The 26,257-nt window shown below is 57.9% G+C and carries 24 protein-coding genes and 1 riboswitch; of the genes, 15 read left to right on the top strand and 9 right to left on the bottom strand.

What is annotated here, in order from left to right; genetic code table 11:
* Nucleotides 1-30: 30 nt before the first annotated feature.
* Both AAZT04_RS18060 and AAZT04_RS18055 read right to left on the bottom strand, forming a co-directional pair.
* Nucleotides 31-1,275 (bottom strand): multifunctional CCA addition/repair protein, encoded by a 1,245-nt coding sequence (locus tag AAZT04_RS18060; RefSeq protein WP_046372588.1) that lies wholly within the window; start codon nucleotides 1,273-1,275, stop codon nucleotides 31-33.
* A gap of 124 nt (nucleotides 1,276-1,399) precedes the next feature.
* On the bottom strand, nucleotides 1,400-2,020 hold the full coding sequence (locus tag AAZT04_RS18055) for a TIGR04211 family SH3 domain-containing protein (protein ID WP_020828715.1): 621 nt from the start codon (nucleotides 2,018-2,020) through the stop codon (nucleotides 1,400-1,402).
* Between the two features lie 280 nt (nucleotides 2,021-2,300).
* Between AAZT04_RS18055 and AAZT04_RS18050 the strand changes: the two genes are divergently transcribed.
* The 4 genes from AAZT04_RS18050 (at nucleotide 2,301) to yjeH (ending at nucleotide 9,380) form a co-directional block, all read left to right on the top strand.
* A complete protein-coding gene (locus AAZT04_RS18050) occupies nucleotides 2,301-3,608 on the top strand; it encodes an inorganic triphosphatase (protein WP_129983999.1) in 1,308 nt (435 codons plus the stop codon).
* A 45-nt stretch (nucleotides 3,609-3,653) separates the two neighbouring features.
* A complete protein-coding gene (gene glnE, locus AAZT04_RS18045; RefSeq protein ID WP_129941649.1) occupies nucleotides 3,654-6,491 on the top strand; it encodes a bifunctional [glutamate--ammonia ligase]-adenylyl-L-tyrosine phosphorylase/[glutamate--ammonia-ligase] adenylyltransferase in 2,838 nt (945 codons plus the stop codon).
* Nucleotides 6,492-6,584: 93 nt separating this feature from the next.
* Complete coding sequence (hldE, locus tag AAZT04_RS18040) at nucleotides 6,585-8,015, top strand: bifunctional D-glycero-beta-D-manno-heptose-7-phosphate kinase/D-glycero-beta-D-manno-heptose 1-phosphate adenylyltransferase HldE (RefSeq protein ID WP_020828712.1); 1,431 nt, start codon at nucleotides 6,585-6,587, stop codon at nucleotides 8,013-8,015.
* Between the two features lie 111 nt (nucleotides 8,016-8,126).
* Nucleotides 8,127-9,380, top strand: coding sequence for an L-methionine/branched-chain amino acid transporter (yjeH, locus tag AAZT04_RS18035; protein WP_334647498.1), 1,254 nt, complete (start codon nucleotides 8,127-8,129; stop codon nucleotides 9,378-9,380).
* A 28-nt stretch (nucleotides 9,381-9,408) separates the two neighbouring features.
* Here yjeH and ubiK read toward each other — a convergent pair whose 3' ends face one another.
* Complete coding sequence (gene ubiK, locus AAZT04_RS18030) at nucleotides 9,409-9,690, bottom strand: ubiquinone biosynthesis accessory factor UbiK (protein ID WP_046372591.1); 282 nt, start codon at nucleotides 9,688-9,690, stop codon at nucleotides 9,409-9,411.
* Nucleotides 9,691-9,835: 145 nt separating this feature from the next.
* Nucleotides 9,836-9,997, top strand: a riboswitch (FMN riboswitch).
* Between the two features lie 110 nt (nucleotides 9,998-10,107).
* Between ubiK and ribB the strand changes: the two genes are divergently transcribed.
* Nucleotides 10,108-10,761 (top strand): 3,4-dihydroxy-2-butanone-4-phosphate synthase, encoded by a 654-nt coding sequence (ribB, locus tag AAZT04_RS18025; protein ID WP_020828709.1) that lies wholly within the window; start codon nucleotides 10,108-10,110, stop codon nucleotides 10,759-10,761.
* Between the two features lie 66 nt (nucleotides 10,762-10,827).
* On the opposite strand, the gene zupT is transcribed toward ribB, so the two are convergent.
* Nucleotides 10,828-11,595: a zinc transporter ZupT gene (gene zupT / locus AAZT04_RS18020; protein WP_046372592.1), complete on the bottom strand. Its 768-nt coding sequence runs from the start codon at nucleotides 11,593-11,595 to the stop codon at nucleotides 10,828-10,830.
* Nucleotides 11,596-11,801: 206 nt separating this feature from the next.
* Here zupT and ygiD point away from each other — a divergent pair, with 206 nt between their 5' ends.
* Nucleotides 11,802-12,584: a 4,5-DOPA dioxygenase extradiol gene (gene ygiD, locus AAZT04_RS18015; RefSeq protein WP_020828707.1), complete on the top strand. Its 783-nt coding sequence runs from the start codon at nucleotides 11,802-11,804 to the stop codon at nucleotides 12,582-12,584.
* 16 nt (nucleotides 12,585-12,600) lie between these two features.
* Here ygiD and AAZT04_RS18010 read toward each other — a convergent pair whose 3' ends face one another.
* Complete coding sequence (locus AAZT04_RS18010; RefSeq protein ID WP_020828706.1) at nucleotides 12,601-13,626, bottom strand: LacI family DNA-binding transcriptional regulator; 1,026 nt, start codon at nucleotides 13,624-13,626, stop codon at nucleotides 12,601-12,603.
* Between the two features lie 214 nt (nucleotides 13,627-13,840).
* On the opposite strand from AAZT04_RS18010, the gene AAZT04_RS18005 reads away from it, so the two are divergent.
* From AAZT04_RS18005 to AAZT04_RS17985, 5 genes are read left to right on the top strand one after another with little or no spacing between them, the layout of a single operon-like run.
* On the top strand, nucleotides 13,841-15,610 hold the full coding sequence (locus tag AAZT04_RS18005) for a class I mannose-6-phosphate isomerase (protein WP_129941650.1): 1,770 nt from the start codon (nucleotides 13,841-13,843) through the stop codon (nucleotides 15,608-15,610).
* A 5-nt stretch (nucleotides 15,611-15,615) separates the two neighbouring features.
* Nucleotides 15,616-16,044: a PTS sugar transporter subunit IIA gene (locus tag AAZT04_RS18000; RefSeq protein ID WP_434681192.1), complete on the top strand. Its 429-nt coding sequence runs from the start codon at nucleotides 15,616-15,618 to the stop codon at nucleotides 16,042-16,044.
* A 9-nt stretch (nucleotides 16,045-16,053) separates the two neighbouring features.
* Complete coding sequence (locus tag AAZT04_RS17995; RefSeq protein ID WP_020828703.1) at nucleotides 16,054-16,548, top strand: PTS system mannose/fructose/N-acetylgalactosamine-transporter subunit IIB; 495 nt, start codon at nucleotides 16,054-16,056, stop codon at nucleotides 16,546-16,548.
* A gap of 22 nt (nucleotides 16,549-16,570) precedes the next feature.
* Complete coding sequence (locus AAZT04_RS17990; RefSeq protein WP_020828702.1) at nucleotides 16,571-17,371, top strand: PTS mannose/fructose/sorbose/N-acetylgalactosamine transporter subunit IIC; 801 nt, start codon at nucleotides 16,571-16,573, stop codon at nucleotides 17,369-17,371.
* The gene (locus AAZT04_RS17985) at nucleotides 17,371-18,192 is read left to right on the top strand and encodes a PTS system mannose/fructose/sorbose family transporter subunit IID (protein ID WP_020828701.1); all 822 of its coding nucleotides are present in this window, start codon (nucleotides 17,371-17,373) and stop codon (nucleotides 18,190-18,192) included. The genes AAZT04_RS17990 and AAZT04_RS17985 overlap by 1 nt, the downstream gene beginning before the upstream one ends.
* 94 nt (nucleotides 18,193-18,286) lie before the next feature.
* Here the strand turns inward: AAZT04_RS17985 and AAZT04_RS17980 are convergent, their stop codons facing one another.
* The 4 genes from AAZT04_RS17980 to AAZT04_RS17965 all read right to left on the bottom strand — a co-directional run bounded on the left by AAZT04_RS17980 (nucleotide 18,287) and on the right by AAZT04_RS17965 (nucleotide 21,581).
* Entirely contained in the window at nucleotides 18,287-19,069 is a 783-nt protein-coding gene (locus tag AAZT04_RS17980) for a glucose-6-phosphate isomerase family protein (protein WP_122080262.1), read from the bottom strand.
* Nucleotides 19,062-19,625, bottom strand: coding sequence for a glucose-6-phosphate isomerase family protein (locus AAZT04_RS17975; RefSeq protein ID WP_427692725.1), 564 nt, complete (start codon nucleotides 19,623-19,625; stop codon nucleotides 19,062-19,064). The genes AAZT04_RS17980 and AAZT04_RS17975 overlap by 8 nt, the downstream gene beginning before the upstream one ends.
* 123 nt (nucleotides 19,626-19,748) lie before the next feature.
* Nucleotides 19,749-20,909 (bottom strand): glutathionylspermidine synthase family protein, encoded by a 1,161-nt coding sequence (locus tag AAZT04_RS17970; protein ID WP_427693064.1) that lies wholly within the window; start codon nucleotides 20,907-20,909, stop codon nucleotides 19,749-19,751.
* Between the two features lie 3 nt (nucleotides 20,910-20,912).
* On the bottom strand, nucleotides 20,913-21,581 hold the full coding sequence (locus AAZT04_RS17965) for a DUF1190 family protein (protein ID WP_020828697.1): 669 nt from the start codon (nucleotides 21,579-21,581) through the stop codon (nucleotides 20,913-20,915).
* A 352-nt stretch (nucleotides 21,582-21,933) separates the two neighbouring features.
* Between AAZT04_RS17965 and AAZT04_RS17960 the strand changes: the two genes are divergently transcribed.
* Genes AAZT04_RS17960 through dhaM form a run of 4 tightly spaced genes read left to right on the top strand, consistent with a single transcriptional unit; the run spans nucleotide 21,934 to nucleotide 26,250 of the window.
* Entirely contained in the window at nucleotides 21,934-23,040 is a 1,107-nt protein-coding gene (locus tag AAZT04_RS17960; RefSeq protein WP_046372598.1) for a glycerol dehydrogenase, read from the top strand.
* 52 nt (nucleotides 23,041-23,092) lie between these two features.
* Nucleotides 23,093-24,163 carry a dihydroxyacetone kinase subunit DhaK gene (gene dhaK, locus AAZT04_RS17955; protein ID WP_041415710.1) on the top strand — a complete coding sequence of 357 codons (1,071 nt, stop codon included), beginning with the start codon at nucleotides 23,093-23,095 and terminating at the stop codon, nucleotides 24,161-24,163.
* Between the two features lie 9 nt (nucleotides 24,164-24,172).
* Nucleotides 24,173-24,805 (top strand): dihydroxyacetone kinase subunit DhaL, encoded by a 633-nt coding sequence (gene dhaL, locus AAZT04_RS17950; RefSeq protein ID WP_020828694.1) that lies wholly within the window; start codon nucleotides 24,173-24,175, stop codon nucleotides 24,803-24,805.
* Nucleotides 24,806-24,816: 11 nt separating this feature from the next.
* Nucleotides 24,817-26,250: a dihydroxyacetone kinase phosphoryl donor subunit DhaM gene (gene dhaM, locus AAZT04_RS17945; protein ID WP_262259208.1), complete on the top strand. Its 1,434-nt coding sequence runs from the start codon at nucleotides 24,817-24,819 to the stop codon at nucleotides 26,248-26,250.
* Nucleotides 26,251-26,257 lie beyond the last annotated feature (7 nt).

Genomic DNA, 26,257 nt, shown 5'->3' with positions numbered 1-26,257 from the left:
CAATAAAAAACCCCGCGCTGCGGGGTTTTTTTATGCCTGGTCTTTCAGGATATCCTGGGTTTGTTTCCAGTCGGCCAATGCCTGTTGACGACGGCGTTTGAGCTCATCGCGGATCGCCAGTCCTTGCAGGCCGCTGGCCACCACTTCTTTTACCGAGACGGCATTCGCCACCTGAAACGCCTGGCGCAGATAGTCACCCTGCGGGTAGGGATTGTTTTCAAATCCGGTACGGCCGCGAGCATCGGCTTCGCTGGTGAGGATCATCTGCTCCAACCGCTGAGGCTTGCGCCAGACATCGACCGCATCAAACAGTTTCAACAGGGTCTCCGGGCGCAGCTTGTTAACGGTGTGGATCAGGTCGTGATACTCGGCCACCAGTTTGGCCAGGTCGCGTACCGGGTTGGGCACGCGCAACCGCTGGCACAAGGCATCGACCAGCACAACACCGGCAGGCCCATGGCCGTGGTGGTGGGGCCACAGCTCTTTTGGTGTCTGCCCTTTACCCAAATCATGGCACAGCGCCGAAAAGCGTACGTCGACCTCGGGGCTGAGTTGGGCGGCGATAGCCAGCGTCATCAGCGTGTGAATGCCGGTATCGATCTCCGGGTGCCATTTGGCGGGGGCCGGCACGCCGAATAAAGCATCGATCTCCGGGAACAGTACGCTGAGCGCCTCGCAGTCGCGCAGCACCTGGAAATAGACCTGCGGGCTTTGGCTCTGCAGCGCCTTCTCGGTTTCTTTCCAGACCCGTTCCGGGGTCAGCGCCGCCAGTTCGCCGCTGTTCGCCATCTGACGCATCAACTCCGCGGTTTCCGGGGCGACGGTAAAACCCAGATGAGCGAAGCGGGCGGCAAAGCGCGCCACGCGCAGCACGCGCAACGGATCTTCACCAAAAGCTTCAGATACATGGCGTAACACCCGCGCTTGCAGGTCGGCCACGCCGTTGAAAGGATCGATTAACTCCCCGTCGGCGCTGCGGGCGATGGCGTTGATGGTCAGATCCCGGCGCTGCAGATCTTGTTCCAACGTCACGTCCGGCGCGGCGTAACAGGTAAAACCCGTATAGCCCTGGCCGGATTTCCGCTCGGTGCGCGCCAGCGCATATTCTTCATGGGTCTTGGGATTTAGAAACACCGGGAAGTCTTTACCGACCTGTTGATATCCCAGCGCGATCAGCTCTGACGGCGCGGCGCCCACCACCACCCAGTCGCGGTCGAATACCGGTATCTCAAGCAGGCTGTCGCGGACGGCGCCGCCGACCAGGTAAGTCTTCACTGTTAACTCCTGAATTTATCTTAAGGCTTCTGCTGACCAGATTACCTCAATTAGCCGGGCGGTGCCGCAGCCAATAAAAAGGGCGCCCCGCAGGCGCCCGATCTCAAACAGAAGGAGACTGAAATCAGTTCATCCAGCGGTTGTTGCTTTTGCGCCGCGGGATCAGGTGTGGCAGCAACAAGCCAAGCAGCAGGCCTACGCCGGCTACGCCACCGCCGTACATGAACCACTGCAGGATGATGGTGCGCTGTTTGTCGTCGAGCTGCAGATTAACCGCGTTAACCTTTTTCTGTGCAACCACCAGCTGATTTTTCAGATCCTGGTTTTCCTGCTGCAGACCGCTGATGGTGCTGTCGCTGCCGGCCACTTTCTGCTGCATTTCTGCCGTGCGCTGGTTCCAGCTATTGTCGATGTTGGCCAGCTTGTCGGTCAGGGTTTTTACCTGTTGCTCCAGCGCCGGCACTTGGGTGCGCAGGCTTGGCGTCTGGCTCAGCTGATTGAGTGGGATCCAGGTCGTGCGGCCTTTCGCATCGCGGATCTGGCCATAGTTGGTGCTGTCATTTACGCTCAACAGGGTGACTTCTTCACCGGCGTTCAGGGTACCGACGATACGGTACTGATTACCCGGGCCGCTATGGACGTAAGTATTCAATTCATCGGAGATATAGCGTTTATCTTCGGCATGGGCGCCCCAAGTGATGCTGAAGCTCAGCACGGCAAGGCAAATTAGGCGTAATTTCTGCATTAGTTCATCGTTTCTGTGTGAATTTATGGGAACGATAGTAGAGCGTTCAGTCTGACGACGCAACGCAAAAACCGGAATGAGAACTATCTTACTGTGGCAGATTCTGTGAGTTGCGCAGTGTTTTATAACGTAACAGGTTTTTTCTGCAGTTAGCAGGGTTAAGGTGCAGGGAATCGCGGTAAGATAACGGCAACTGTGCGTCATCGGGCAGAGCGCGGCAGGCGAGGCCCGCCGCCGTGAAGGCTGACGCGAATGCGTAACTTATTGGTGTAAAAGACTTATGACCGTTGAAATAGAACTGAAATTTATTGCTACCCCGGATGCGGTTGCCGCTTTGCCGCAGCAGTTGGCTGCCTGGCCTCATCAGCATTCCGCGCCGCAAAAACTGACCAATATCTACTTCGAAACCGCCGATAATTTCCTGCGCAGTCAGGATATGGGGCTGCGTATCCGCGGCTTCGACGACAGTTATGAAATGACCATCAAAACCGCCGGTAAGGTGGTGGCGGGTTTGCATCAGCGCCCGGAATATAATGTGGCTATCACCACGCCGGAGCTGGCGTTGGAACGGTTCCCGGCGGATATCTGGCCGCAAGGCTGTGATGTCGACGCGCTGCAGCAGGCGTTGCAGCCCCTGTTCCGCACCGACTTCGTGCGTGAGAAGTGGGTGGTCACTTACGGTAAGAGCGAGATTGAGGTTGGGCTTGACCAGGGCGAGGTCAGCGCCGGTGAGCTGAGTGAAGCGCTGTGCGAGATTGAGCTGGAGCTTAAAACGGGTAATACCGACGATCTGCTGGCGCTGGCCAAAGAATTGGCGATGCACGGCGGCCTGCGTCAGGGCAACCTGAGCAAAGCGGCGCGCGGCTATCATCTGGCGCAGGGCAATGCTCCGCGTGAGCGCCGCCCGTTGGCGGTATTGAAGCCTGCGGCCAAATCCAGCGTAGAACAGGGTATGGTTGCCAGCTTCGAACTGGGCCTGAGCCACTGGCAGTATCACGAAGAGCTGTGGCTGCGTGGTGATACCCAGGCCCGTCGCTCGGTTATGGAGGCGATTGCGCTGATCCGTCAGGCACTGGTGATCTTCGGTGGTCTGGTACCACGCAAAGCCAGCGCCGATCTGCGCGCCCGCCTGACCGCACTGGAGCCGCTGTTGATTGATAAGAGCACTCAGCCGCAGGTGTTGTGTTACAGCGCAGAATACCTGCAGTGTAAGTTAGCGCTCACATCATGGTTGGTGACCGGCGCCTGGAAACCCTTTATCGACGCCAAGGCGCAAACCAAGCTCGACGGTTCATTCAAACGTTTCAGCGACATTATGCTGGGACGCAGCGCGGCCGAGTTGAAAGAGGCCTTCACGCGCACGTTGAACGAGGATGAATACGAGGAACAGTTGCCGCGCCTGACCCGTCAGGTGTCGGCATTTATCCTGCTGTCCGGTGCTTATCCCGATGACGAAACCGGTCCTTATATCGAAAGCTGGCGCGAACTGCAGCAGGCGCTGGCCGAACGTCGTCAAGGCTGGTACGAATCCAGCCGCAAGCAGGCCTTATCGCATGCGCCATTCTGGTTAAACGGCGCGCTCCGCTAATAAAGCTGGCCTGCGAGGCGCAGGCCGCAGAACGGATCCTTCACTATGTTGCCACTCTCGAGCAGGTTACAGGTTCAGGCACAGAGCATCGTGCAGCGTTTTCAGGAAACTCAGGGCGCGGACTGCGTGCTCAGCAGCCAGGAACAGCGGGTTTTGGCGTCGAGCGATTTTGTCTGCGACATGTTGCTCAGTCAGCCGCAATGGCTGGAGACGTTGCGCAAACAGCCACCGGTCGCGGACGAGTGGCAACATTACGCCGCCTGGTTGCAAGACACGCTGGAAGATGTGCGCGACGAAGCGCAACTGATGCGCGCGTTACGTCTGTTCCGCCGCGAGACGCTGGTGAGGATCGCCTGGGCGCAGGCGCAGAATCTGTGCAGCACGCAAGAGACGCTGTTGCAGCTGAGCGGGCTGGCGGAAACGCTGATCGTCAGCGCTCGCGACTGGCTATATCAAACCTGCTGCCGTGAGTGGGGCACCCCGTGCAACGCCCAGGGCGTACCCCAGCCGTTGCTGATCCTCGGCATGGGGAAACTGGGCGGCGGCGAGCTGAACTTCTCGTCCGATATAGACCTGATTTTTGCCTACCCGGAAAACGGTCAGACCCAGGGAGGACGGCGCGAGTTGGATAACGCGCAGTTCTTTACCCGTCTGGGGCAGCGGCTGATCAAGGCGCTGGATCAGCAAACCATCGACGGCTTTGTTTATCGTGTGGATATGCGGCTGCGGCCCTTCGGCGACAGTGGTCCGCTGGTCATGAGCTTCGCCGCCCTGGAGGACTATTACCAGGAGCAGGGGCGCGACTGGGAACGTTACGCGATGGTGAAAGCGCGGCTGATGGGCGGTTCGGAAGACGCCTACAGTGAAGAGTTGCGCAAAACCCTGCGGCCGTTCGTTTTTCGTCGCTATATCGATTTCAGCGTGATCCAGTCGCTGCGCAATATGAAAGGCATGATCGCCCGCGAAGTGCGGCGGCGTGGGTTGAAAGACAACATCAAGCTGGGTGCCGGCGGCATCCGCGAAATTGAATTTATCACTCAGGTATTCCAATTGATCCGCGGTGGGCGAGAGCCGGCACTGCAGGGGCGATCGCTGCTGCCCACGCTGCAGGCGGTGGGGGAACTGGGGTTGCTGGAGCCGCAGCAGGTACAGGCGATGAGCGCCAGCTACTTGTTCCTGCGCCGGCTGGAAAACCTGCTGCAGGCCATTGCCGACCAACAAACGCAGACGCTGCCACAAGATGAGCTCGATCAGGCCCGTTTGGCCTGGGGCATGGGGTTCGACGACTGGTCGACGCTGCTCGCGGCGCTGGACGAGCATATGCAGGCGGTGAGAGCGGTATTTAACGACCTGATTGGCGACGATAGCCCCGATGTGGGCGAAGATCCCGATTATCAGCACTACCACAGCCTGTGGCAGGACGCACTGGAAGAACACGAGCTGGCACCGTTGACGCCACACCTGGATGAAGAAGCGCGCAGGCAGATGTTGCGTACCATCGCCGAGTTTCGTCACGATGTCGACAAACGCACTATCGGCCCGCGCGGTCGCGATGTGCTTGATCAATTGATGCCGCGTCTGCTGGCGGAAGTGTGTCCGCGTCAGGATGCGCCGACGGCGCTGCTGCGGTTGACCCAGCTGCTGTTGAGCATCGTAACGCGCACCACCTACCTTGAGCTGCTGGTGGAATACCACGCGGCGCTCAGCCATCTGATTCGCCTGTGCGCCGCTTCGCCGATGGTCGCCAACCAGCTGTCGCGCTATCCGCTGTTGCTGGACGAACTACTGGATCCGGCGACGCTGTATCAGCCGGTGGCCCCGGACGCTTACCGCAGCGAACTGCGCCAGTACCTGTTGCGGGTACCGGAAGATGACGAAGAGCAGAAACTTGAGGCATTGCGTCAATTCAAACAGGCGCAGCAGTTACGCATCGCCGCCGGGGATATTTCCGGCGCGCTGCCGGTGATGAAAGTGAGCGATCACCTCACCTACCTGGCCGAGGCCATTATCGACACGGTGGTGCAGCAAGCGTGGAACGACATGGTTGCTCGCTATGGTCAACCGACCCATTTGCAGGAGCGGGAAGGGCGCGGTTTTGCCGTGATTGGCTACGGAAAACTGGGCGGTTGGGAGCTGGGCTACAGCTCCGATCTTGATCTGGTGTTTATTCTGGATTGTCCTCCGGACGTGATGACCGACGGCGATCGCTGCATCGACGGCCGTCAGTTTTATCTGCGTTTGGCGCAGCGCGTCATGCACCTGTTCAGTACCCGCACCTCCTCCGGCATTTTGTACGAGGTGGACGCTCGCCTGCGGCCTTCGGGCGCAGCAGGCATGTTGGTCAGCACGGTTGAAGCCTTTGCCGATTATCAGCAGAACGAGGCCTGGACCTGGGAGCACCAGGCACTGGTTCGGGCGCGTATCGTCCATGGCGATCCGGCGCTGCATCAGCAGTTTGACGCGATCCGCCGTGAGATCTTGTGCAAACCACGCGACGGCGAAACGCTGCGGCTGGAGGTACGCGAGATGCGCGAGAAAATGCGCAATCACCTCGGCAACAAGCAGCGTGAACTCTTTGATATCAAAGCCGACGAGGGCGGTATCACCGATATCGAATTTATTGCCCAGTATCTGGTCTTAGGCTATGCAAGCACCGAGCCCCGTCTGACGCGTTGGTCTGATAACGTACGCATTTTCGAGTTGATGGCCAATTACGGCATCATGCCGGAAGAAGAGGCGCAGGCGCTCACTCAGGCCTACGTCACCATGCGCGATGAAATTCACCACCTGGCGTTGCAGGAGCATTCCGGCAAGGTCGCCAAGGGGCAATTTGCCGCCGAGCGAGAACAGGTTCGCACCAGTTGGGCGAAGTGGCTGGGTTAGGCATGCCGGTTGCGCAATACGTTCTGCAGCTATTACAGACGTCTGTGGTAATATCTGCGCCACTAAAATTTTGTACTTTTTTGGAGTTATCGGATGAAAGTTACACTGCCTGATTTTCGCCGCGCCGGGGTATTGGTGGTGGGTGACGTCATGTTGGATCGCTATTGGTATGGGCCGACCAGCCGTATTTCACCGGAAGCGCCGGTGCCGGTGGTCAAGGTTGAAACCATTGAAGAGCGTCCCGGCGGTGCAGCAAACGTGGCGATGAACATCGCTTCGCTGGGTGCCAACTCACGCCTGGTGGGCTTGACCGGTATTGATGACGCGGCGCGTGCACTGAGCGCCAAGCTGAACGAAGTGAACGTGCGCTGTGATTTCGTTTCGGTACCGACGCATCCGACCATCACCAAGCTGCGCGTGCTGTCACGCAACCAGCAACTGATCCGTCTCGACTTCGAAGAAGGGTTCTCCAACGTCGATTCGCAACCCATGCTGGAACGCATCCAGCAGGCGCTGCCGCAAATTGGTGCGCTGGTGCTGTCTGACTACGCCAAAGGCGCGCTGAGCCAGGTACAGAGCATGATCCAACTGGCGCGGGCCGCCAAGGTGCCGGTGCTGATCGATCCAAAGGGTTCCGATTTTGAGCGTTATCGCGGCGCGACGCTGCTGACGCCAAACCTGTCTGAATTCGAAGCGGTCGTGGGGCACTGCAAAGACGAAGCCGAGCTGGTCGAACGCGGCATGAAGCTGGTGGCGGACTTTGAGCTTTCCGCGCTGCTGGTCACCCGTTCCGAACACGGCATGACGTTGCTGCAATTGGGCGTTCCGCCACTGCACCTGCCAACCCAGGCGCAGGAAGTGTTTGACGTTACCGGCGCCGGCGATACCGTGATTGGCGTGCTGGCTGCCGCGTTGGCTGCCGGTAATACCTTGGAAGAGTCCTGTTTCCTGGCCAATGCCGCCGCCGGCGTGGTAGTGGGCAAACTGGGGACCTCTACCGTTTCCCCGATCGAGCTGGAAAATGCGGTGCGTGGCCGTGCCGAAACCGGCTTTGGCGTCATGACCGAAGCCCAGTTGAAAACCGCCGTGGCGCAAGCACGTCAGCGCGGTGAAAAAGTGGTGATGACCAACGGTATCTTCGACATTCTGCATGCCGGTCACGTTTCCTATCTGGCGAATGCCCGCAAACTGGGCGACCGCCTGATTGTGGCGGTCAACAGCGACGCTTCCACCAAGCGCCTGAAAGGCGAGACCCGTCCGGTCAACGCGCTGGAAAACCGCATGATCGTATTGGGTGCGTTGGAAGCGGTGGATTGGGTTGTGGCATTCGAAGAAGACACGCCGCAACGCCTGATCGCCGATATACTGCCGGATCTGCTGGTGAAAGGCGGCGACTACAAACCTGAAGATATTGCCGGCAGCGCCGAGGTTTGGGCCAACGGCGGCGACGTCAAGGTGCTGAACTTTGAAGACGGCCTGTCGACCACCAATATTATCAAGGCAATCAAAGACGGGCGTGGCTAACAGACTCTTTTTAGCCTAAATAATTCGAGTGGTATCAAGGCAGTAATCGGGTGAGTAAAAGCAGCCGACGCGGATGCAACTTGAAGTATGGCGGATAAAACGGCGGTGGCAGTGAGTGGACTGAAGCAGGAATTGAGTTTGGCGCAGGGCGTTGGGCTATTGTCCACTTCATTGCTGGGAACGGGGGTGTTCGCCGTTCCTGCGCTGGCGGCCCAGGTGGCGCAGGGCGATAGCCTTTGGGCCTGGCCGGTATTGATTGCGCTGGTGTTCCCTATTGCCATCGCTTTTGCTGCTCTGGGCCGGCATTTCCCCAGCGCCGGTGGTGCCGCGCATTTTGTCGGGCTGGCTTTTGGCCCGCGTATGGCGAAAGTGACCGGCTGGCTGTTTTTGTCGGTGATCCCGGTGGGCTTGCCCGCGGCGTTACAGATAGCCGCCGGTTTTTGGCAGGCCGCGTTCGGCTGGAGCGCCAATGGCCTGCTGCTGGTGCAAATAGCTACGCTGATGGTGATTTGGCTGCTGGGTACGCGCAGCGCCGGTTCCAGCGCCAATATTCAAACGCTGATCGCCATGCTGGTGGTGGCGCTGGTCGCCGCAATTTGGTGGCGTGGCGGCATCTCTCCTGCTCAAGTCCCCTGGCCAGCACTCGACGAAATATCTCCCCCTAATTTGTTCCACGCGTTGGCGGTGATGTTCTGGTGCTTTGTCGGTTTGGAAGCCTTTGCGCATCTGGCAACCGAGTTCCGCAACCCTGAGCGCGATTTCCCGCGTGCCCTGCTGTTTGGCTTGCTGGTCGCCGGGGCGGTGTACTGGGGTTGTACCGTGGCGGTGTTGCACTTTCATGCATACAGTGAACATCAGGCGGCGGCCGCGTCGTTGCCGGGTATCGTGGTGCAACTGTTTGGGCAACATGCGTTGTGGGTAGCCTGCGTCATAGGTTATCTGGCTTGCTTTGCCAGCGTGAATATCTATACCCAAAGCTTCGCCCGGCTGGTGTGGTCGCAGGCGCAGGATCGGCCAGCCAGCGCGTTGGCTAAACTGTCCGCCGGGCAGGCACCGGTCAATGCATTAAGCGCGGTGGTGGGCTGTTGCCTGCTGTTTACCCTGCTGATTTATACGCTGAAACTGCCGTTGGATATGCTGTTGGTGTATGCCAATGGCATCTTTGTGCTGATCTACCTGCTGTGTATGCTGGCGGGCTGTCGAATTTTGCACGGACGTTCGCGGTTAATGGCGGCGGTAGGGCTGGGGCTGTGTTTGCTGCTGATGGTCATTATCGGCTGGAAAAGCCTGTATGCGCTGGGGATGTTCGCGTTGATTTGGCTGGTGTTGCCACGCAGGCCGAAGGCTGCGCTAAAACGGCAGTAAGGGCGCGATGCCGCGCCCTTAGCGGTAACTATTCTGCGTCTGGCTGTTGTGGGGCGGCTGGTGCTGCGTTCAGCTTGCTTTCCAACTCGTTCATGCGCTGTTCCAGCAACGCCAGCTTTTCACGGGTGCGCAGTAGCACCTGTGTCTGTACGTCGAACTCTTCGCGGTTGACCAAATCCAAACGGGTAAGCTGCGACTGCAGCACCTGACGGATTTTCTTCTCAACGTCTTCCCCGAATTCACGTACGCCTTTAGGCATGGATTCATGCACCTGGCGTGCGATCTGTTCAATTTTTTTCGGGTCAATCATGGCGTATCCCTTTCAGAGTTTAATAGCTGTCGTCTAGTGTAATGCGAGTTGCCCGCCGGATAAACTAATAACCGCATTCCCTGTGATTGGCCGAATTGTGCTTTTGCCAATTGCCCTGATTAATCATTAGCGTTATAGTCGAGAAGCTTATTCTCAGGGCGGGGTGCAAGTCCCCACCGGCGGTAAATCACCTTCTACGGTGAAAGCCCGCGAGCGCTCAGCCAGTCTCTTGCAGTTTGGTTAGAGGTCAGCAGATCCGGTGTAATTCCGGGGCCGACGGTTATAGTCCGGATGGGAGAGAGTAACGGTATCTGCCGGGTTTGCGCCCGCTTGCGTTATTTTTTTAGCTATTGCTAGCTACTCCTCAAGATCGCCCTGGTTCTGGTAATCCATAATTTTTTAATGAGGTTTTTTACCATGAATCAGACCCTACTTTCAGATTTCGGCACGCCGGTAGAACGCGTAGAGCGAGCTATTGAAGCATTGCGCAATGGCCGCGGTGTAATGGTGCTTGATGATGAAAATCGTGAAAACGAAGGTGATATGATCTTCGCCGCAGAAACCATGACCGTTGAGCAGATGGCACTGACCATTCGCCACGGCAGCGGTATTGTGTGTCTGTGTCTCACCGAAGAACGTCGTCAGCAGCTCGAACTGCCGATGATGGTGACCAACAACTCCAGCCAGTTCCAGACGGCCTTCACCGTGACTATCGAAGCGGCGCAGGGCGTGACCACCGGCGTGTCTGCTTCCGATCGCCTGACCACTATCCGTGCGGCCGTGGCCGATAACGCCAAGCCAAGCGATCTGAATCGTCCTGGGCACGTTTTCCCACTGCGCGCGCAGCCAGGTGGTGTGCTGAGCCGTCGTGGTCACACTGAAGCGACTATCGATCTGGTCTCTATGGCCGGTTTCAAACCTGCCGGTGTGCTGTGTGAACTGACTAACGACGATGGCAGCATGGCGCATGCGCCGGAAGTGATCGTGTTTGCCAAACAGCATGATATGACCGTATTGACCATCGAAGATCTGGTGGCTTACCGTCAGGCTCACGAAAAGAAAGCCAGCTGATAACTAACTGACCTTCTGACGATGAAAAAAGCCGCGTAATGCGGCTTTTTTTGTGGCTGAAAACCGTTAACCTATGCCGCCGCTTTGCAACAGCGTCAGGCTGAATCCCATCACCGCCATCCCACACAGCACGCCGTAGCTCGGGTTATTGTGCGGATCGATTTCTTTCGCCAACGGCATCAGTTCATCAACCGACAGCGCCACCATGATGCCGGCAACCGCCGCCATAATCGACGCCATTACCACCGGCGAAATCATCGGGCCAAGCAGCAGGAACGCCAATACGCCGCCGAGAATCTCCGCCATGCCGGAAATACCGGACCACAGCAGGGCTTTGGTCTTGGAGCCGGTTGCGGCATACACCGGGCCAGCCACCGCCAGACCTTCAGGAATATTGTGGATAGCCACGGCCAACGCAATGCCCATGCCCAGTTCCAGGTCGGCGCTGGCGGTGACGAAGGTAGCGATGCCTTCCGGGAAGTTGTGCAGGCTGATGCCCAGCGTCAACAGCACCGCGGTGCGCTTCAGGTTGTGCGGTTTCAGCGGTTGCTGCATCAGGTCCTGCGGGTGCTGGTGCGGCAGTATGCGGTCCAGCGCGAAATACCCCAGCAGCCCAAGCATGAACATGCCGTAACCCATCATCGGCGACATGCCGACGGTGTGCAGCGCCGCGGGCAGCATTTCCATCAGCGATATCAGCAGCATAATCCCGGCGGCAAATCCAAGAGCAAAAGCCAGCATTCGGTTGGAAGGCTTCTGGCCAATAATGCCGAACAGGGCGCCGACAAAGGTGGCGCCGCCGGCCAGCAAGGTCAGGAGCAGCGGTACGGACATGGTCGTCTCCTTATATGCTGAAATTATCGTTTATTTTCTGATACTAACAGAGTAAAGGCATAAATCGAGTGGATTTGGCTGATTGTTTCTATCGTTTTAACCGTTCAAATTTATTGAAGATCATCATCACGGTTATCCGGCTGTGTCGCCGTGGCAAACGGCGTAGTCTAGTCCCCATCATGTTTGCGACTGACAAAGGATCTTGTATGAACAGCTCTCGTATGCCTGCACTTTTTCTCGGCCACGGTAGCCCGATGAACGCGCTGGAAGAAAACCGCTATACCCAGGCCTGGCGTCATCTGGGTGAAACGCTGCCGCGCCCGAAGGCCATCATTGCCGTTTCTGCTCACTGGTACACCCGTGGCACCGCGGTGACCGCGATGGAAAAACCAAGAACCATCCATGACTTTGGCGGTTTCCCGCAGGCGCTGTTCGATACCCGGTATCCGGCGCCAGGATCCCCTGAGCTGGCGGCGCAGATCCAGCAAGTGTTGGCGCCGATTACTGTCACGGCAGACGACAGCGAATGGGGCCTGGATCACGGCACCTGGGGCGTGTTGATCAAAATGTATCCCGAGGCGGATATTCCGATCGTGCAGCTCAGCATCGACGGCACCAAACCGGCGGAATACCATTATGAACTGGGCCGTAAACTGGCGGTGTTGCGTGACCAGGGGGTGATGATCGTCGCCAGCGGCAACGTGGTGCATAACCTGCGGATGGTAAAATGGCAGGGGGACGCCACCCCTTATCCGTGGGCCACTTCGTTTGACCGGTTTGTGCGTGATAACCTGAATTATCAGGGGGATAACCACCCGTTGGTCAATTTTATGCAGCACGAAGGCGCAGCGCTGTCTAACCCGACGCCGGAACACTACCTGCCGCTGTTATACGTACTGGGCAGTTGGGACGGCAAAGAGGCGATAACCCTTCCGGTGGAGGGCATCGAGATGAGCGCACTGAGTATGCTGTCGGTGCAGGTTGGCTAAAGGCTCTACGCCGGCCTCAGGCTGGCGTAGATTGATCGGCAAAGCCGCAGGATTGGCGGATCACCAGCGAAGGCGGCAGGATGATGCGTTTTGGCGGTTCATCATTGCCTTGAATGCGGCTATACAGCAGTTCCCCCGCCTTGCGGCCGATCTCGCGGGAGGCCACCGATACGGTGGTCAAACCCGGCTGCACCAGCGACGCTTCGGTAATATCATCAAATCCTATCAGCGCGAAATCACGGCCAATCTGGCGGTCGAGTTTGCGTAATGTCTGCATCACGCCCAACGCGACAATGTCCTGATAGCATAACGCCGCCGTGATTTCCGGATGGGCCATCAGCAACTGCTCTGCAGCTTTGGCGCCGGAGCTTTGGCTGGCCTCGCTGTCGACGATCCATTCGCCCTTGACCACAATCCCCCGTTCCAGCAGCTTGCTGGTGTAACCCCCCAACCGCTGCGCGCGGGTGGTGGAGTTGATGGATCCTCCGATGAAAGCGATATTGCGATGGCCAAGATCCAACAGATGCTGGGTTGCCAACTGTGTGCCAAGGAAGTTATCTGTGCCGACAAAGTCAAAGTGCGCATCAGCCACCGGCCTGACCACCATGATGGCCGGGATCTTGCGGCGTTTCAGCGTTTCAAAAAACAGGCTCGGCGTTTGTCGGGCGGCACACAACACCATGCCGCTGGCGCTGTTTTGCAGCAGCGAGTCGACAAATTTTTGTTGCCTGTCGGCCGATTCTTCACTGTTGGCCAGAAACAGCATCAGTTGATGGCGTTCCATTTCCTGGCTCAGCCCGGCGGTCATCTCGGCGTAAAAAGGGTTGGTGATGTCATGTAGCAGCAGGCCGACCTGATTGCTGCTGCGATTGCGCAGGTTTGCCGCGGTCTGATTGTAAACGTAGCCCAGATGATCGATGGCGCTCAGCACACGCTTGCGTGTTTCATCCGATATGCGGCCACGGTTGCGCAATACCATCGAAACCGTAGCGGTGGAGACTTTTGCGTATGCGGCGACATCCGCCAAGGTTATGGTGCTCATTTCATCTCCTGTCGATACTGGCTTTTACATCAAGGTATATCGATTAACCTTTTCTGTGTGATTTCGTTAAATAGAGTGTGACGACGATCGCGATTTATAAGCTTTTTAGCGAGTTATTATTCGTTATATGAGGTTAATCTCGTTAACCAGCCTGTTTGTTATGAGGTTAATCGATTAATCTTTTTCTATCTATTCAGTGCATAGGCAGAAGGATATGACAGAGCAACAGCGCAACGCAACAAGCTATGACAAACACCCGGAAGTGGCGGTTCAGGGCTTTGATCATGCCGCCTGGCAAGGTTGGCCGGCGGTGGTCGAGGCAGTCAGCCGCAAGGTTGCCGCCCTCGGGTTACGCAAAACCCTGTTGGTGGTGGATTGCTACCCTGGGGTGAATTTGGCAGAACTGAGCGAGAATCTTATCCATTCGCTGAAGCCCGCCAGCAGTATCAACGCCGAATTGGCCAAATATGATGAATCGCATATTCACGCGATGATTGAACGCAACTTAACCGAAGACCGCGTTTTTGGCGTGCTGTCATGTCATCAACTGACTGAATTTTTTGATGATGAGCGCGTGCAGCAGCTGCGCGATCAAATTGCGAGCGTCGACAGTGGCCTGGTAGTGATTTATGGACCGGGCGCGGCGTTGATCGCCGAGGGCGATGTGCTGGTTTATGCCGACATGGCTCGCTGGGAAATCCAGCAGCGTTTTCGCCGTGGTGAACTGGGCAACTGGGGCGTCACCAATGTGGACGAAGACGTGTTGCGTCGTTACAAGCGGGCCTTTTTTGTGGAATGGCGGGTGTTCGATCGCCATAAAACCCCGTTGTTGCAGCGTGCTGACCTGGTGTTGGACACCAACCAGGCAGGTAAGCCCAAGGCCGTGAGTGGCGAGGCATTCCACGCTGGATTGCAGCAGGTCACCCAACGTCCATTCCGCGTCGTTCCCTTTTTTGACCCCGGTATTTGGGGCGGTCAATGGATGAAACAACAGTTCGATCTCGACCCGACGGCAGCCAACTACGCGTGGTGTTTTGACTGCGTGCCCGAGGAAAACAGCCTGCTAATGCGTTTTGGTGACGTTCGGGTCGAGATCCCCTCACAGGATTTGGTGCTGTTATATCCGAGGCCCCTGCTGGGCGAGCGCGTACACGCCCGTTTCGGCGCCGAATTCCCGATCCGTTTTGACCTGCTGGATACCGTCGGCGGGCAAAACCTCAGCTTCCAGGTGCACCCGCTGACAGAATACATCCAACAGCATTTCGGCATGCATTACACCCAGGATGAAAGCTATTACATTCTGGCGGCAGAGCAAGGCGCCGAAGTGTATCTGGGGATGAAAAACGGTACCGATCCGCAGGCGATGATGGCCGATCTGGCGGCCGCCCAAAGGGGCGAAAAGGCGTTCGACGATTGCCGTTTTGTGAACCGCTTCCCGGCGCGTAAACACGATCACTTCCTGATCCCGGCTGGGACGGTGCACTGTTCAGGTGCGGGAACCATGGTGCTGGAGATCAGCGCTACGCCGTACATTTTCACCTTCAAACTGTGGGACTGGGGCCGTGTGGGATTAGATGGCCTGCCGCGTCCGGTGCATTTGCAGCACGGTGAGCAGGTGATCAACTGGCAATGCGACACCGACTGGGCAACGGAGCACCTGGTCAACCACGTTGAACCGGTTGCTGAAGGGCAAGGCTGGCAGGAAGAGCGAACCGGCCTGCACGAGCGTGAATTTATCGAAACCCGCCGTCACTGGTTCAGTGAACCGGTGTTGCACCATACCGAAGGGCGAGTGAACGTGCTGAACCTGGTGGAAGGGGAAGAGGCAGTGGTTGAAAGCCCTGAGGGCCATTTTGCTCCCTTTGTGGTGCATTACGCGGAAACCTTCATCGTCCCGGCTGCGGTCGGGGCGTATCGCATCAGCCCACATGGCCGCAGCCTGGGTAAAACCCTGGGCACCATAAAAGCCTGGGTAAGGGGATAAACATTATGTTGAGAGTGATTGTGACTTCTCATGGGCCGCTGGCCGAGGCGTTACTGAACAGCGCGCGCATGGTTTACGGCGAGTTGCCGGGGACCAGTCATGTCGGTCTGAGTGAAGGCGCCGGCATCGAGGCTTTTAAGCGGGACTTTGCCGACGAACTGCGTCGGGTGAGCGCAGGGGCTGACGGTGTGTTGATACTGTGCGACATGCGGTGCGGTACGCCGTACAACGTGGCCTGTCGTCACGCCTTTGATCCCAATGCGCCAGTGCCGATGGCGGTAGTGACCGGCGTGAATTTCCCGATGTTGCTGATGAGTGCCGAATTGCTGGAAGGAAAGGATGTTCAACTGGCGGCACAAGAGCTGGTGGCGCAGGGCGGTGAGGCGATTGCGCTTGCCCGTCCTGCGGTGACGGCGCAAATGGACGATTTCTGAGGAGAGAGTATGGCTATTTCATTCGTACGTATCGACGACCGGGTCATTCACGGTCAACTGGTGACCCGCTGGGCGAAAGAGCTGCCCTGCGACGGCATCGTGGCGATTGATGATGAGGTCGCGGCAGATCCGCTGTTGTCATCGGTGATGAAAGGGGCAGTGCAGGATACCAAGGTATGGCTGTTCACCGTACAGCAGGCGATAGAAAAACTGCCGAAGGTGATTGCCAGCGACAAGCAGTACTTCGTGATTGGCAAATCGCCGGTCACGCTGCGACGGCTGATGGAAGCAGGAATCGACCTCAGCAATCGCAACAAGAAAATCAACGTCGGCCCGATGTCTGCCCGCAAAGACACGGTGACTATCGGCCCGAATCAATCCGTGACGGTAACAGAGTCGGAAGCCTTCGATTTCCTGACCGAACACGGCCATGCCATCGAATTCCGTTTAGTCCCGGATGCCAGCCATTTCAGCTGGCTGGATGCAAAAAAGAAACTCAAATAAGCCTGAACGGCGGGAGTGAACTATGTGGTTTGAAGCGACGCTTATCGGGATACTTTGCTATCTCGGCGCGCTGAGCAGCCCCTGGCTGCTGGGACTGACCGGAGGCTGGTATATTCTCAGCCGTCCGCTGGTCTCCGGCATGCTGGTGGGGGCTATCCTCGGCGATGTACAGACCGGCATCATCATTGGTGTGGCGGTACAGGCGGTTTATATCGCCATGGTTACACCGGGCGGATCGATGCCGGCCGACCTCAATTTTGTAGCATTCCCGGCGATTGCGCTGGGCATTCTTTCCGGTAAAGGACCCGAGGTGGCCGTCGCCCTGGCAGCGACTATCGGCATCATGGGCACCGTGTTGTTCAATGCTATGATGGTACTCAATTCCTACTGGAACCACCGCGCGGATCTGGCGGTGGAGCGCGGGGACGAACAGGGCATTTACCTCAACAGCGCCATCTGGCCGCAGGTCACCAACTTCCTGCTGCGCTTTGTACCGACGTTTATCGCCGTCTTTTTCGGGGCGCGCTATATCAACGCCTTTATGGACAGCTTGCCGACGCTGGTGCTGACTACCATGAACGTGGTCGGCGGCATTCTGCCTGCGGTCGGTATCGCCATTCTTCTTAAGCAGATTATTAAAAGCTACAGCATGCTGATTTACTTCCTGGTGGGGTTCATCTGCATTGTTTTCCTCAAGCTGAATATGGTGGCGCTGGTGATTGTCGGCGCGCTGCTGGCATTGATTCACTACAACTATAAGCCAGAGCCGCAGGCGGCTGCCGCACAGGCCGCGCCTCAGGCTGACGATGAGGATGAATTCTGATGGATACGCCAACACCAAAATTGAATAAGCAGGACCTGCGTCGTTGCTGGCGCAGTTGGATGATGTACAACCTGTCGTCGATGAGCTTTGAACGTCTGGAATCTTACGGTTTCTGCCTGAGCATGATGCCGGCGCTGAAAAAACTGTATCCGGAAAAACAACAGCGCATTGAGGCCATTCGCCGCCATACTTCGTTCTATAACACCGAGCCGCAGCTGGGCGCGATTGTTAACGGCATGGTGATAGGGCTGGAAGAAAAACGTGCCAACGGCGAGCCGATCGACGGTGAAACCATCAATACGCTCAAGGTCGGCCTGATGGGGCCGGTGGCCGGTATCGGCGACTCCATGGTGCCGGGCATGTTGCTGCCCATATTGTTGAGCATCGGTATGGCGCTGGCTGCCGGCGGCAGCGTGATTGGCCCGTTATTCTACATTATGGCGTTCAGCCTGATCGTCATTCCCGGGTCTTACTGGCTGTTTATGAAGGGCTACCATATGGGCTCCGGCTCGGTGGAAATGCTGGTCAGCAGCAAGTCCTCACGCCTGCGAGAAGCGCTTTCCCTGCTGGGAGTGTTCGTTATGGGCGGCGTAGCCGCGAGCTACGTCAAACTGGGCACCGGCCTGGAGTTCATCACCAAAGACGGGGTGAATATTCACCTGCAGCAAATGTTGGACGGCATTTTCCCTAACCTGATGCCGCTGATCGTGGTGCTGATGACCTGGTATCTGATGGCCAAGCGGGGATTGTCACCGGTGAAAGCGATGTTGGGGCTGTTGGCCCTGGCAGCGGCAGGGGTGGCCTGCGGCTTGTTCTCCTGATACCCGTCGCCTTTCAAGCTGCAGCCAGGCGCCTAGGCTGCAGCTTGAAACTCATAGGGTAGAAATTTCCTATTATTGAATTAGACAGTAATCTTTAAGGCTCAAACCGTTGCCATTTTTCCGCTACGCTGCCCGGTTTGGAAATGAACTGGAAGCGCGCCGGATCGGTTTCAAACTGCGAGTAGAGCGGGGCATCACTCAGACCGAATTCATGGTATTGGCGTGGGCCGATGGCGTGCAGCCGGCCGGATTGATAACGTGGGTTCTGTTGCCAGATTATATTGTCGCCCTGCAATAGCGGGTACCACGCCAGTCCTTTGTATTCACGCACGGCATCGTATTCAAAGCCATATTCACGATCGCACCAGGCAGCGAAGGTCAGCGGCTGGTGAGGATCGGCAGAAATCGTGGCGTGGGCCCAGCCCGGCGGCACCAGCACCTTCTCGCCGGGTCCGGCGTGGACGGCGAAGCAGCGGCCCGGTTCATATTCCACCTGTTCCTGCATGTAAATGATCGCCTTTCCCTGCCAGATTTCATACAGTTCCGGTGGTGACCAACCGCTGTGCGCGCTGATACGGTGTACGTGTCCCTGGCTGCGTATCGGCTCCTGGCCCAATTGCCCTTGGGCATAGGTGACAATGCCGAACAACAGCATGCGTTTCTTCAATTCGGCCAAATGTTGCTGTTTCGCGACGTCCATCGCGATGGCATAAACCTGCTCTGGTCCCTGGCAGTCAGGATCGCGCAGGGAACGGCGGATTTGCTCCAGCGTGCGTATCTCCGGCAAGGGGCCAATCACGTCATTGCCATAGCCAAATCCCATCGGACTGTCGCTAATACGGACATCAAGCCCAAATCGCAGCATTGAGTCACTCATATTGCGCCTCCGCCTTCCAGTCATCGCCATCGGCGAAGACCCGCAGCTTGAACCCCTGAGGCTGCAACGCATCGTAGTTGTGGCCGGCGACCGTTGGCCACACCGCCAGCGCAGAAAGCACGTCATTGCCGGTATTGATCAAACGGTGGGCAGTAAAGGAGGGAATATGGTGAACGCTACCGGGGGAAACCTGTTCCAGCGTACAAGTGCCGTCCTGGTGTTGCAGCAACAGCAAACCTTGGCCCCGTAGGCCAAAATAGAACTCGGCCTGTTCTGGCCGCTGGTGAAAATGCCCACGGGTCATAAAGAATTCGTCGCCCACCCGGCCAGGTTGCAGATGAGTGGTGCCGACAAACAGCTCGCCTTCCTGCTGCACGGAAGGCAACATTTCAACCTGATAGACGGCAAGCTCCGCCGGTAAGCTTTGCCAGGCCACGGCATCGGCAAAGATCCCCGCCAGGCTGCCCAGCGTCGTGGATTTGCGTTGAACATCAGGTGCGGTAAAGCATCCGTCCGCCAGGTTGACCTGCGGTGGGATCATGGACGTCAGTTTCATATCTGGTTGCTCCGCCCGAGGAGAACAGACGCTTCGAGTATAGAAGGTTAATCGATTAATCACCAGATGGAAGGCATAAAAAAAGCGCGATAAGATCGCGCTTTTTACCCAAGAACTGAGCCGTTAGCCGAGAATGATATGCGGATAGAAACGCGACAGATCCTGGGTGATCAGTTCACGATCTTCGCGCAGGCCGATCCCGCAGGGTTGATCGTCCACCAGCCAACTGCCGATCAGCGTATAGCTGCCTTCGAACTGGGGCAGCGGGTGGAACTGCTGCACGATCATGCCTTCTTCGCCGTAAGGGCCATCGACGCTCGCGACTTGCTGGCCGTTCTGCACGATCTGGATATTGGCGCCTTCGCGTGAGAACAGCGGCTTGGTGACGTAGTGGTCAAGCTGCGGGTGCTCGTCTTCTGCAAAGTAGGCCGCCAGCAGATTTGGATGATCCGGGAACATTTCCCACAGCATCGGCAGCAGTGCCTTGTTGGAAATGATGCTTTTCCATGCCGGCTCCAGCCAGCGTACGCCGGCGTCTTCCAGCTTGGTGGAAAACATCTCGCGCAGCATGAACTCCCACGGATAAAGCTTGAACAGGTTACCGATGACCTGGTTCTGCAGGTCGCTAAACTGGCCTTTTTCACCCAGGCCAATCTCTTCCATAAACAGGAATTCGGTCGGCACGCCGGCTTCCAGCGCGCAATCTTGCAGATACTGCACTGTCCCGCGATCTTCTTCGCTGTCCTGGCAACAGGCCATATGCAGCAGGCCAAAACCGTGGTGCGCTTTCAGATCGGCGAAACGCTCGATCAGCTTTTCCTGCAGGCTGTTGTACTGATCGGATTCCGGGCTAAGGTTGCCTGCATTGATCTGATCTTCCAGCCACAGCCATTGGAAAAAGGCCGCTTCATACAGCGAAGTTGGCGTATCGGCGTTGTTCTCCAGCAGCTTCGGCGGGTTAACGCCGTCGTAGGCCAGATCGAGACGCGAATACAGCGAAGGCTGGTTGGTGCGCCATGAGCTGCGCACGAATTCCCAGGTGTGTTTCGGGATGCGGAACTTGGTCATCAGCGCATCGCTGCTGACCACTTTCTCTACCACCTGCAGGCACATCTGGTGCAATTCAGCGGTGGCGTTTTCAATTTCTTCAATCTGCGCCAGCGTGAATTGGTAATAGGCATCCTCACACCAGTAGGGTTCGCCGTACATGGTGTGGAAGCGGAAGCCAAATTCGGTGGCTTTTTCGCGCCAGTCCGGACGCTCGGTAATCGCAACGCGTTTCATGCATTAACCGCCCATGCTGCGTGAGCCGGAATTGGACGTTGCGCTGCTGCGCTGCATGCTGGTTTGCTTGGCCACGGATTCACCGAAGCCACCGCGGGTGACGGTATTGGTCACTGCCGGTTTTGGCGCCATCGCGGTTTTCGGCACCGTCATGGTGCGGCCGCCGGCGGTGGCTGGGCCGTAGCTCTTGCCACTGGCGTCAACAAACTTGCCGTTTGCCGGGCTGGCTGCATTTTTGGAGGTGAACAGCGGTTGCTGAGCAAAACCGGAGCCGCCCATCATGCGGCCCATCATGTAACCGGCCATCAGCGGCATCCAGAAGCTGCCGCTGCTCTGCGACTCTGCGGCCATGCCGGCCTGGGCCGGAGCTGGTGCCTGAGTACACTGAGCTTCGCCGAACTCGGCGACGCAGTCTTCGCGGGTTGCGTATTTCGGCGCCGTTTTTTCGGCTTCTTTCAGGGCGTTGTTATAGGCGGTGGTGCACTGCTCGCTCATGGAAGGGTTGTTGCGCGAACAGTCGTCGGCATTCTGATACATGGAGACAGTTTCATCGCTCTTCTCGCAGCCGGCCAGCATAAAGACTGCGCTGATCGCCAAAGCCACGGGGGCAACACGGTAGTTGCGCCAGGATTTGCGGAACGTCTCTTGGTTGATGTTTTTTGTCCGTTTCATCGTTAGTAATCCCATCAGTCGGGCTGTTTTCGCCCTTTCCCAGTAGTGGCCGTAAGAATAGGGGAAAGATGGTCAAAATTAAAGCTGAAACGCCCACAGAATCCACTCTTTACGCAGTTATACGTTGGGCTGTGCGCCAGCTCGCTTTACTGACTAAAAAAGCGGCGTCAGGGTTTCATTATGGAACGTACAGGGGAAAGTAATGTTCCATAATGAAACGAAAAATCCCGAGATCGCAAAGCAAGCGGCAAGCCCTATAGTCAGTCCATAACAACGCGGCGGCACAAGATCGACGCAGCATCACCTGATATCTGAACGTTACCATCGCCAATTTCCCTACAAGGATCCGGTTATGTTGAGAATCATCCAGTCTCCAGGCAAGTACATTCAGGGCGCCAACGCATTGGCCGCCGTGGGCGAATACGCCAAAAACCTTGCCGACCATTATTTCGTGATTGCCGACGACTTCGTGATGAAGCTGGCGGGCGATACCCTGATGGGCAGCCTGCAACAGCACGGGGTGAAGCACCATGCCTGCGTGTTCAACGGCGAATGCTGCCATAAGGAAATCGACCGGCTCGGCCGGGAACTCAAGGCTCACGGTTGTCGCGGAGTGATTGGCATCGGCGGCGGCAAAACGCTGGATACCGCCAAAGCGATTGCGTATTACCAGCATCTGCCGGTGGTGCTGATCCCGACCATCGCCTCTACCGATGCGCCGACCAGCGCGTTATCGGTGATTTATACCGAACAGGGCGAATTTGCCGAATACCTGATTTACCCACGCAATCCCGACATGGTGGTGATGGACAGTGCAATTATCGCCAAGGCCCCGGTGCGGCTGCTGGTGGCGGGTATGGGTGATGCGCTGTCGACTTATTTTGAGGCGCAGGCGTGTTTCGATGCGCAGGCCACCAGTATGGCGGGCGGCAAATCGACGCTGGCAGCCCTCAGTCTGGCGCGCTTGTGTTATGAGACGCTGTTGGCGGAGGGCGTCAAAGCCAAGCTGGCGGTCGAGGCCGGAGTGGTGACGGAGGCGGTCGAACGCATTATCGAGGCCAATACCTACCTGAGCGGCATCGGCTTTGAAAGCAGCGGATTGGCGGGAGCGCATGCCATCCACAACGGCTTTACCGTGCTCGAAGAGTGCCATCATCTGTACCACGGCGAGAAAGTGGCTTTTGGCACGCTGTCGCAGCTGGTGCTGCAAAACAGCAGCATGGAGCAGATCGAAACGGTGCTGGATTTCTGTCAGCAGCTCGGTTTGCCGATCACGCTGGCGCAAATGGGGGTTAGCGGCGATGCGGCAGAGAAAATCATGGCGGTTGCCGAAGCCAGCTGCGCTGCCGGCGAAACTATCCACAACATGCCGTTCAAGGTCACGCCGGCCAGCGTTCAGGCGGCCATTCTGACGGCAGATCGGCTGGGCAATGCCTGGCTGCAACGACACTCAAGCTGATGCCGCAGGGGCGCAGCAGGCTGCGTCCCGTGGGCCAAACGAGGAAATAACCGTGAAGAAACTGATTAATAAGGTGGAATCGGTACTGGAAGAGCAACTGCTGGGGCTGGCAGAGGCGCACCCGGAGCTGTTGGTGCATCAGGAGCCGGTGTTCGTCACTCGCGCCGACGCGCCGGTCGCGGGCAAAGTGGCGATCCTGTCCGGCGGCGGCAGCGGCCATGAGCCGATGCACTGCGGCTTTGTCGGCGAAGGCATGCTCGACGGCGCCTGCCCGGGCGAAATTTTCACCTCGCCAACGCCGGACAAAATGTACGAGTGCGGCCAGGCGATCGACGGTGGTGCCGGGGTGTTGTTGCTAATAAAAAACTATACCGGCGACGTGCTGAACTTTGAAACCGCTACCGAGCTGCTGCATGACAGCGGCGTCCAGGTGGCGACGGTGCTGGTGGACGATGACGTGGCGGTCAAAGACAGCCTGTTCACCGCCGGACGTCGCGGGGTGGCCAATACCGTGCTGATGGAAAAATTGCTCGGTGCGGCAGCGGCGCGCGGTGACGATCTGGATAGCCTGGTGACGCTGGGCCACAGCATCAACAATCACGGGCATTCGATCGGCATCGCATTGGGAGCCTGTACCGTACCGGCCGCCGGCAAGCCCTCGTTCGTGCTGGCGGAAAACGAGATGGAGTTTGGCGTCGGCATTCACGGCGAGCCGGGCATTGCGCGGCGTCCGTTTACCACCCTCAATGCGGCGGTGGACGACATGTTCCATACCCTGATAGACCATGGCCATTACCAGCGCACCCTCCGCGTTTGGGATCGTCAGCAGGGGGAATGGCGTGATGAAGCGCAAACCAAGCAGCCGCTGACGCGCGGCGATCGCGTAATTGCATTGGTGAATAACCTGGGTGCGACGCCTCTGTCCGAGCTGTATGGCGTCTATCACCGTCTGGCGGAACGTTGCGCTGAAGCAGGCTTGATCGTCGAACGCAGCCTGATCGGTTCTTACTGCACGTCGCTGGACATGCAAGGGGTTTCAATCACGCTGCTGAAGGTGGATGACGAGTTGTTGTCCCTGTGGGATGCGCCGGTGAAAACGCCTGCGCTGCGTTGGGGTTGCTGAGGAGGAATTATGGCGTTAACCAAACAACAAGTGGTCGATTGGCTGATGCGTTGCGGCGAAGTGTTTACTCAGCAGCGCGATTTCTTGACCCGGCTGGATACCGAGATCGGCGACGCCGACCACGGGCTTAATATGAACCGCGGCTTCAACAAGGTGGTGGAGAAACTGCCTTCGGTGGCGGACAAAGACATTGGTTTTATCCTGAAAAACACCGGCATGACGCTGCTGTCCAGCGTGGGCGGCGCCAGCGGTCCGCTGTTTGGCACCTTCTTCATTCGTGCGGCGCAGGCGGCGAATGCCAAGCAGAGCCTGGATCTGGCGGAGCTGCATCAACTGATGCAGGAAGGCGTTGATGGCGTAGTGATGCGCGGCAAGGCGGAACCGGGTGATAAAACCATGTGCGATGCCTGGTGGGCGGTGGTGGACAGCCTTGGTCAGTCGGTTGAGCAGCAGCTTGGCGTCGCGGAAGCCCTGCAGCGCGCCAGTGAGCGGGCGGAGCAGGCGGTCGAAAGCACTATCACCATGCAGGCGCGCAAAGGGCGAGCCAGCTATCTGGGTGAGCGCAGCATCGGTCATCAGGACCCGGGCGCAACTTCGGTGATGCTGATGATGAAAACGCTGGCAGAGGTCGCCGGCCAATAGCAGGAGGCGAGATGATCAATATCGTTGTTGTTTCACACAGTGCGCAGTTGGCTCGCGGCGTTGAGGAACTGGCATTGCAGATGATGCGTGGCGACGGCTGCAAGCTGGCGCTGGCAGCGGGTGTCGATGATGCGGAGCACCCGATAGGCACCGATGCGATCAAGGTGATGGAGGCGATAGAGTCGGTGGCTGAAGGCGCGGGCATTGTGGTGCTGATGGACCTGGGCAGCGCGCTGTTGAGCGCTGAAACCGCCATCGATCTGCTGGATCCGGCGCTGGCCGCCAAAGTCAGGCTGTGTTCGGCGCCGTTGGTTGAAGGGACGCTGGCTGCCGTGGTTGCCGCAAATGCCGGCGCGGGGTTGGAGCAGGTGCTGGCCGAGGCGCAGGGCGCGTTGCAGGCCAAGCAGGCGCAACTGGGCGAGGGTACTGCGCCCGTGGTCAAAAACGTTGAATTACCGCTCACTCAGGGGAAAAGCGTCAGTTGGACGGTGCAGAACCCACATGGGCTGCACGCCCGCCCGGCGGCCCGACTGGCGGAAGCGCTGGCGCCGTTCGATGCCGAACTGGTGCTGGAAAAGCAGGGGCAGTGCGCCAATCCTCGCAGCCTTAACCAACTGGCATTGTTGCAGGTGCGTCATGGCGACACCATCCGGCTGATTGCCGACGGTGCGCAGGCCGACCAGGCGCTGGCTGCCTTTAGCGCATTGGCGGAGCAGCACTTTGGCGAAACCGTCTCTGAGCAAAGCTTACCTTCGCTGCACGGTATCCCGGTGGCGGAAAGCGTCACCAGCGGCCCGGTTTGGCAGGCGTACAGCTTCTGCCCGGCGATCACCGAACGCCAGATTGGCGCCGATGACGTACTCAACGAACAGCAGCGGCTGCGTGAAGCGCTGCAGCATACGCTCGGCGATTTGAACCGCCTGGCGGAGCGCACCGGCTCGTTGATTGGCAAGCCGCAGGCGGCGATTTTCGGCGCGCACAGCATGTTGCTGGACGATCCGGACCTGCAGCAGGCGGCCTACACTCGCATTGCCCGTCAGCAATGCAGTGCCGAGCAGGCCTGGCAGCAGGAGATGGAAGCGATAGCCGAGGAGTATCGCGCGCTGGACGACGAATATATGCGGGCGCGTGAGCTGGATGTGCGCGACATGCTGCGCCGCACCTTGAGCCATCTGCAGCAGCAGCCGTTGCCGTTAATCACGCTGACCACACCGTCGATTCTGGTGATGGACGAACTGATGCCGTCTGACGTGGTGATGTTAGATCGCCGGCTGGTGCTGGGCATCTGCCTGAGCGGTGGCAATGCGCTGTCGCACAGCGCGATCCTCGCTAAGGCGATGGGGATCCCGATGGTGATTGGCATGCACGACTGCATGAGCAAAACCCGCAACGGCCAAAAAGCGATGCTGGATGCGGCACGCGGGGTATTGCAGCTCAGCCACTGACGGCCGC

The sequence above is a fragment of the Serratia sp. Je.1.23.a genome, from assembly GCF_051129805.1.
GTDB lineage: Bacteria > Pseudomonadota > Gammaproteobacteria > Enterobacterales > Enterobacteriaceae > Serratia > Serratia liquefaciens.
This window is presented reverse-complemented; position numbering and strand designations above follow the sequence as displayed.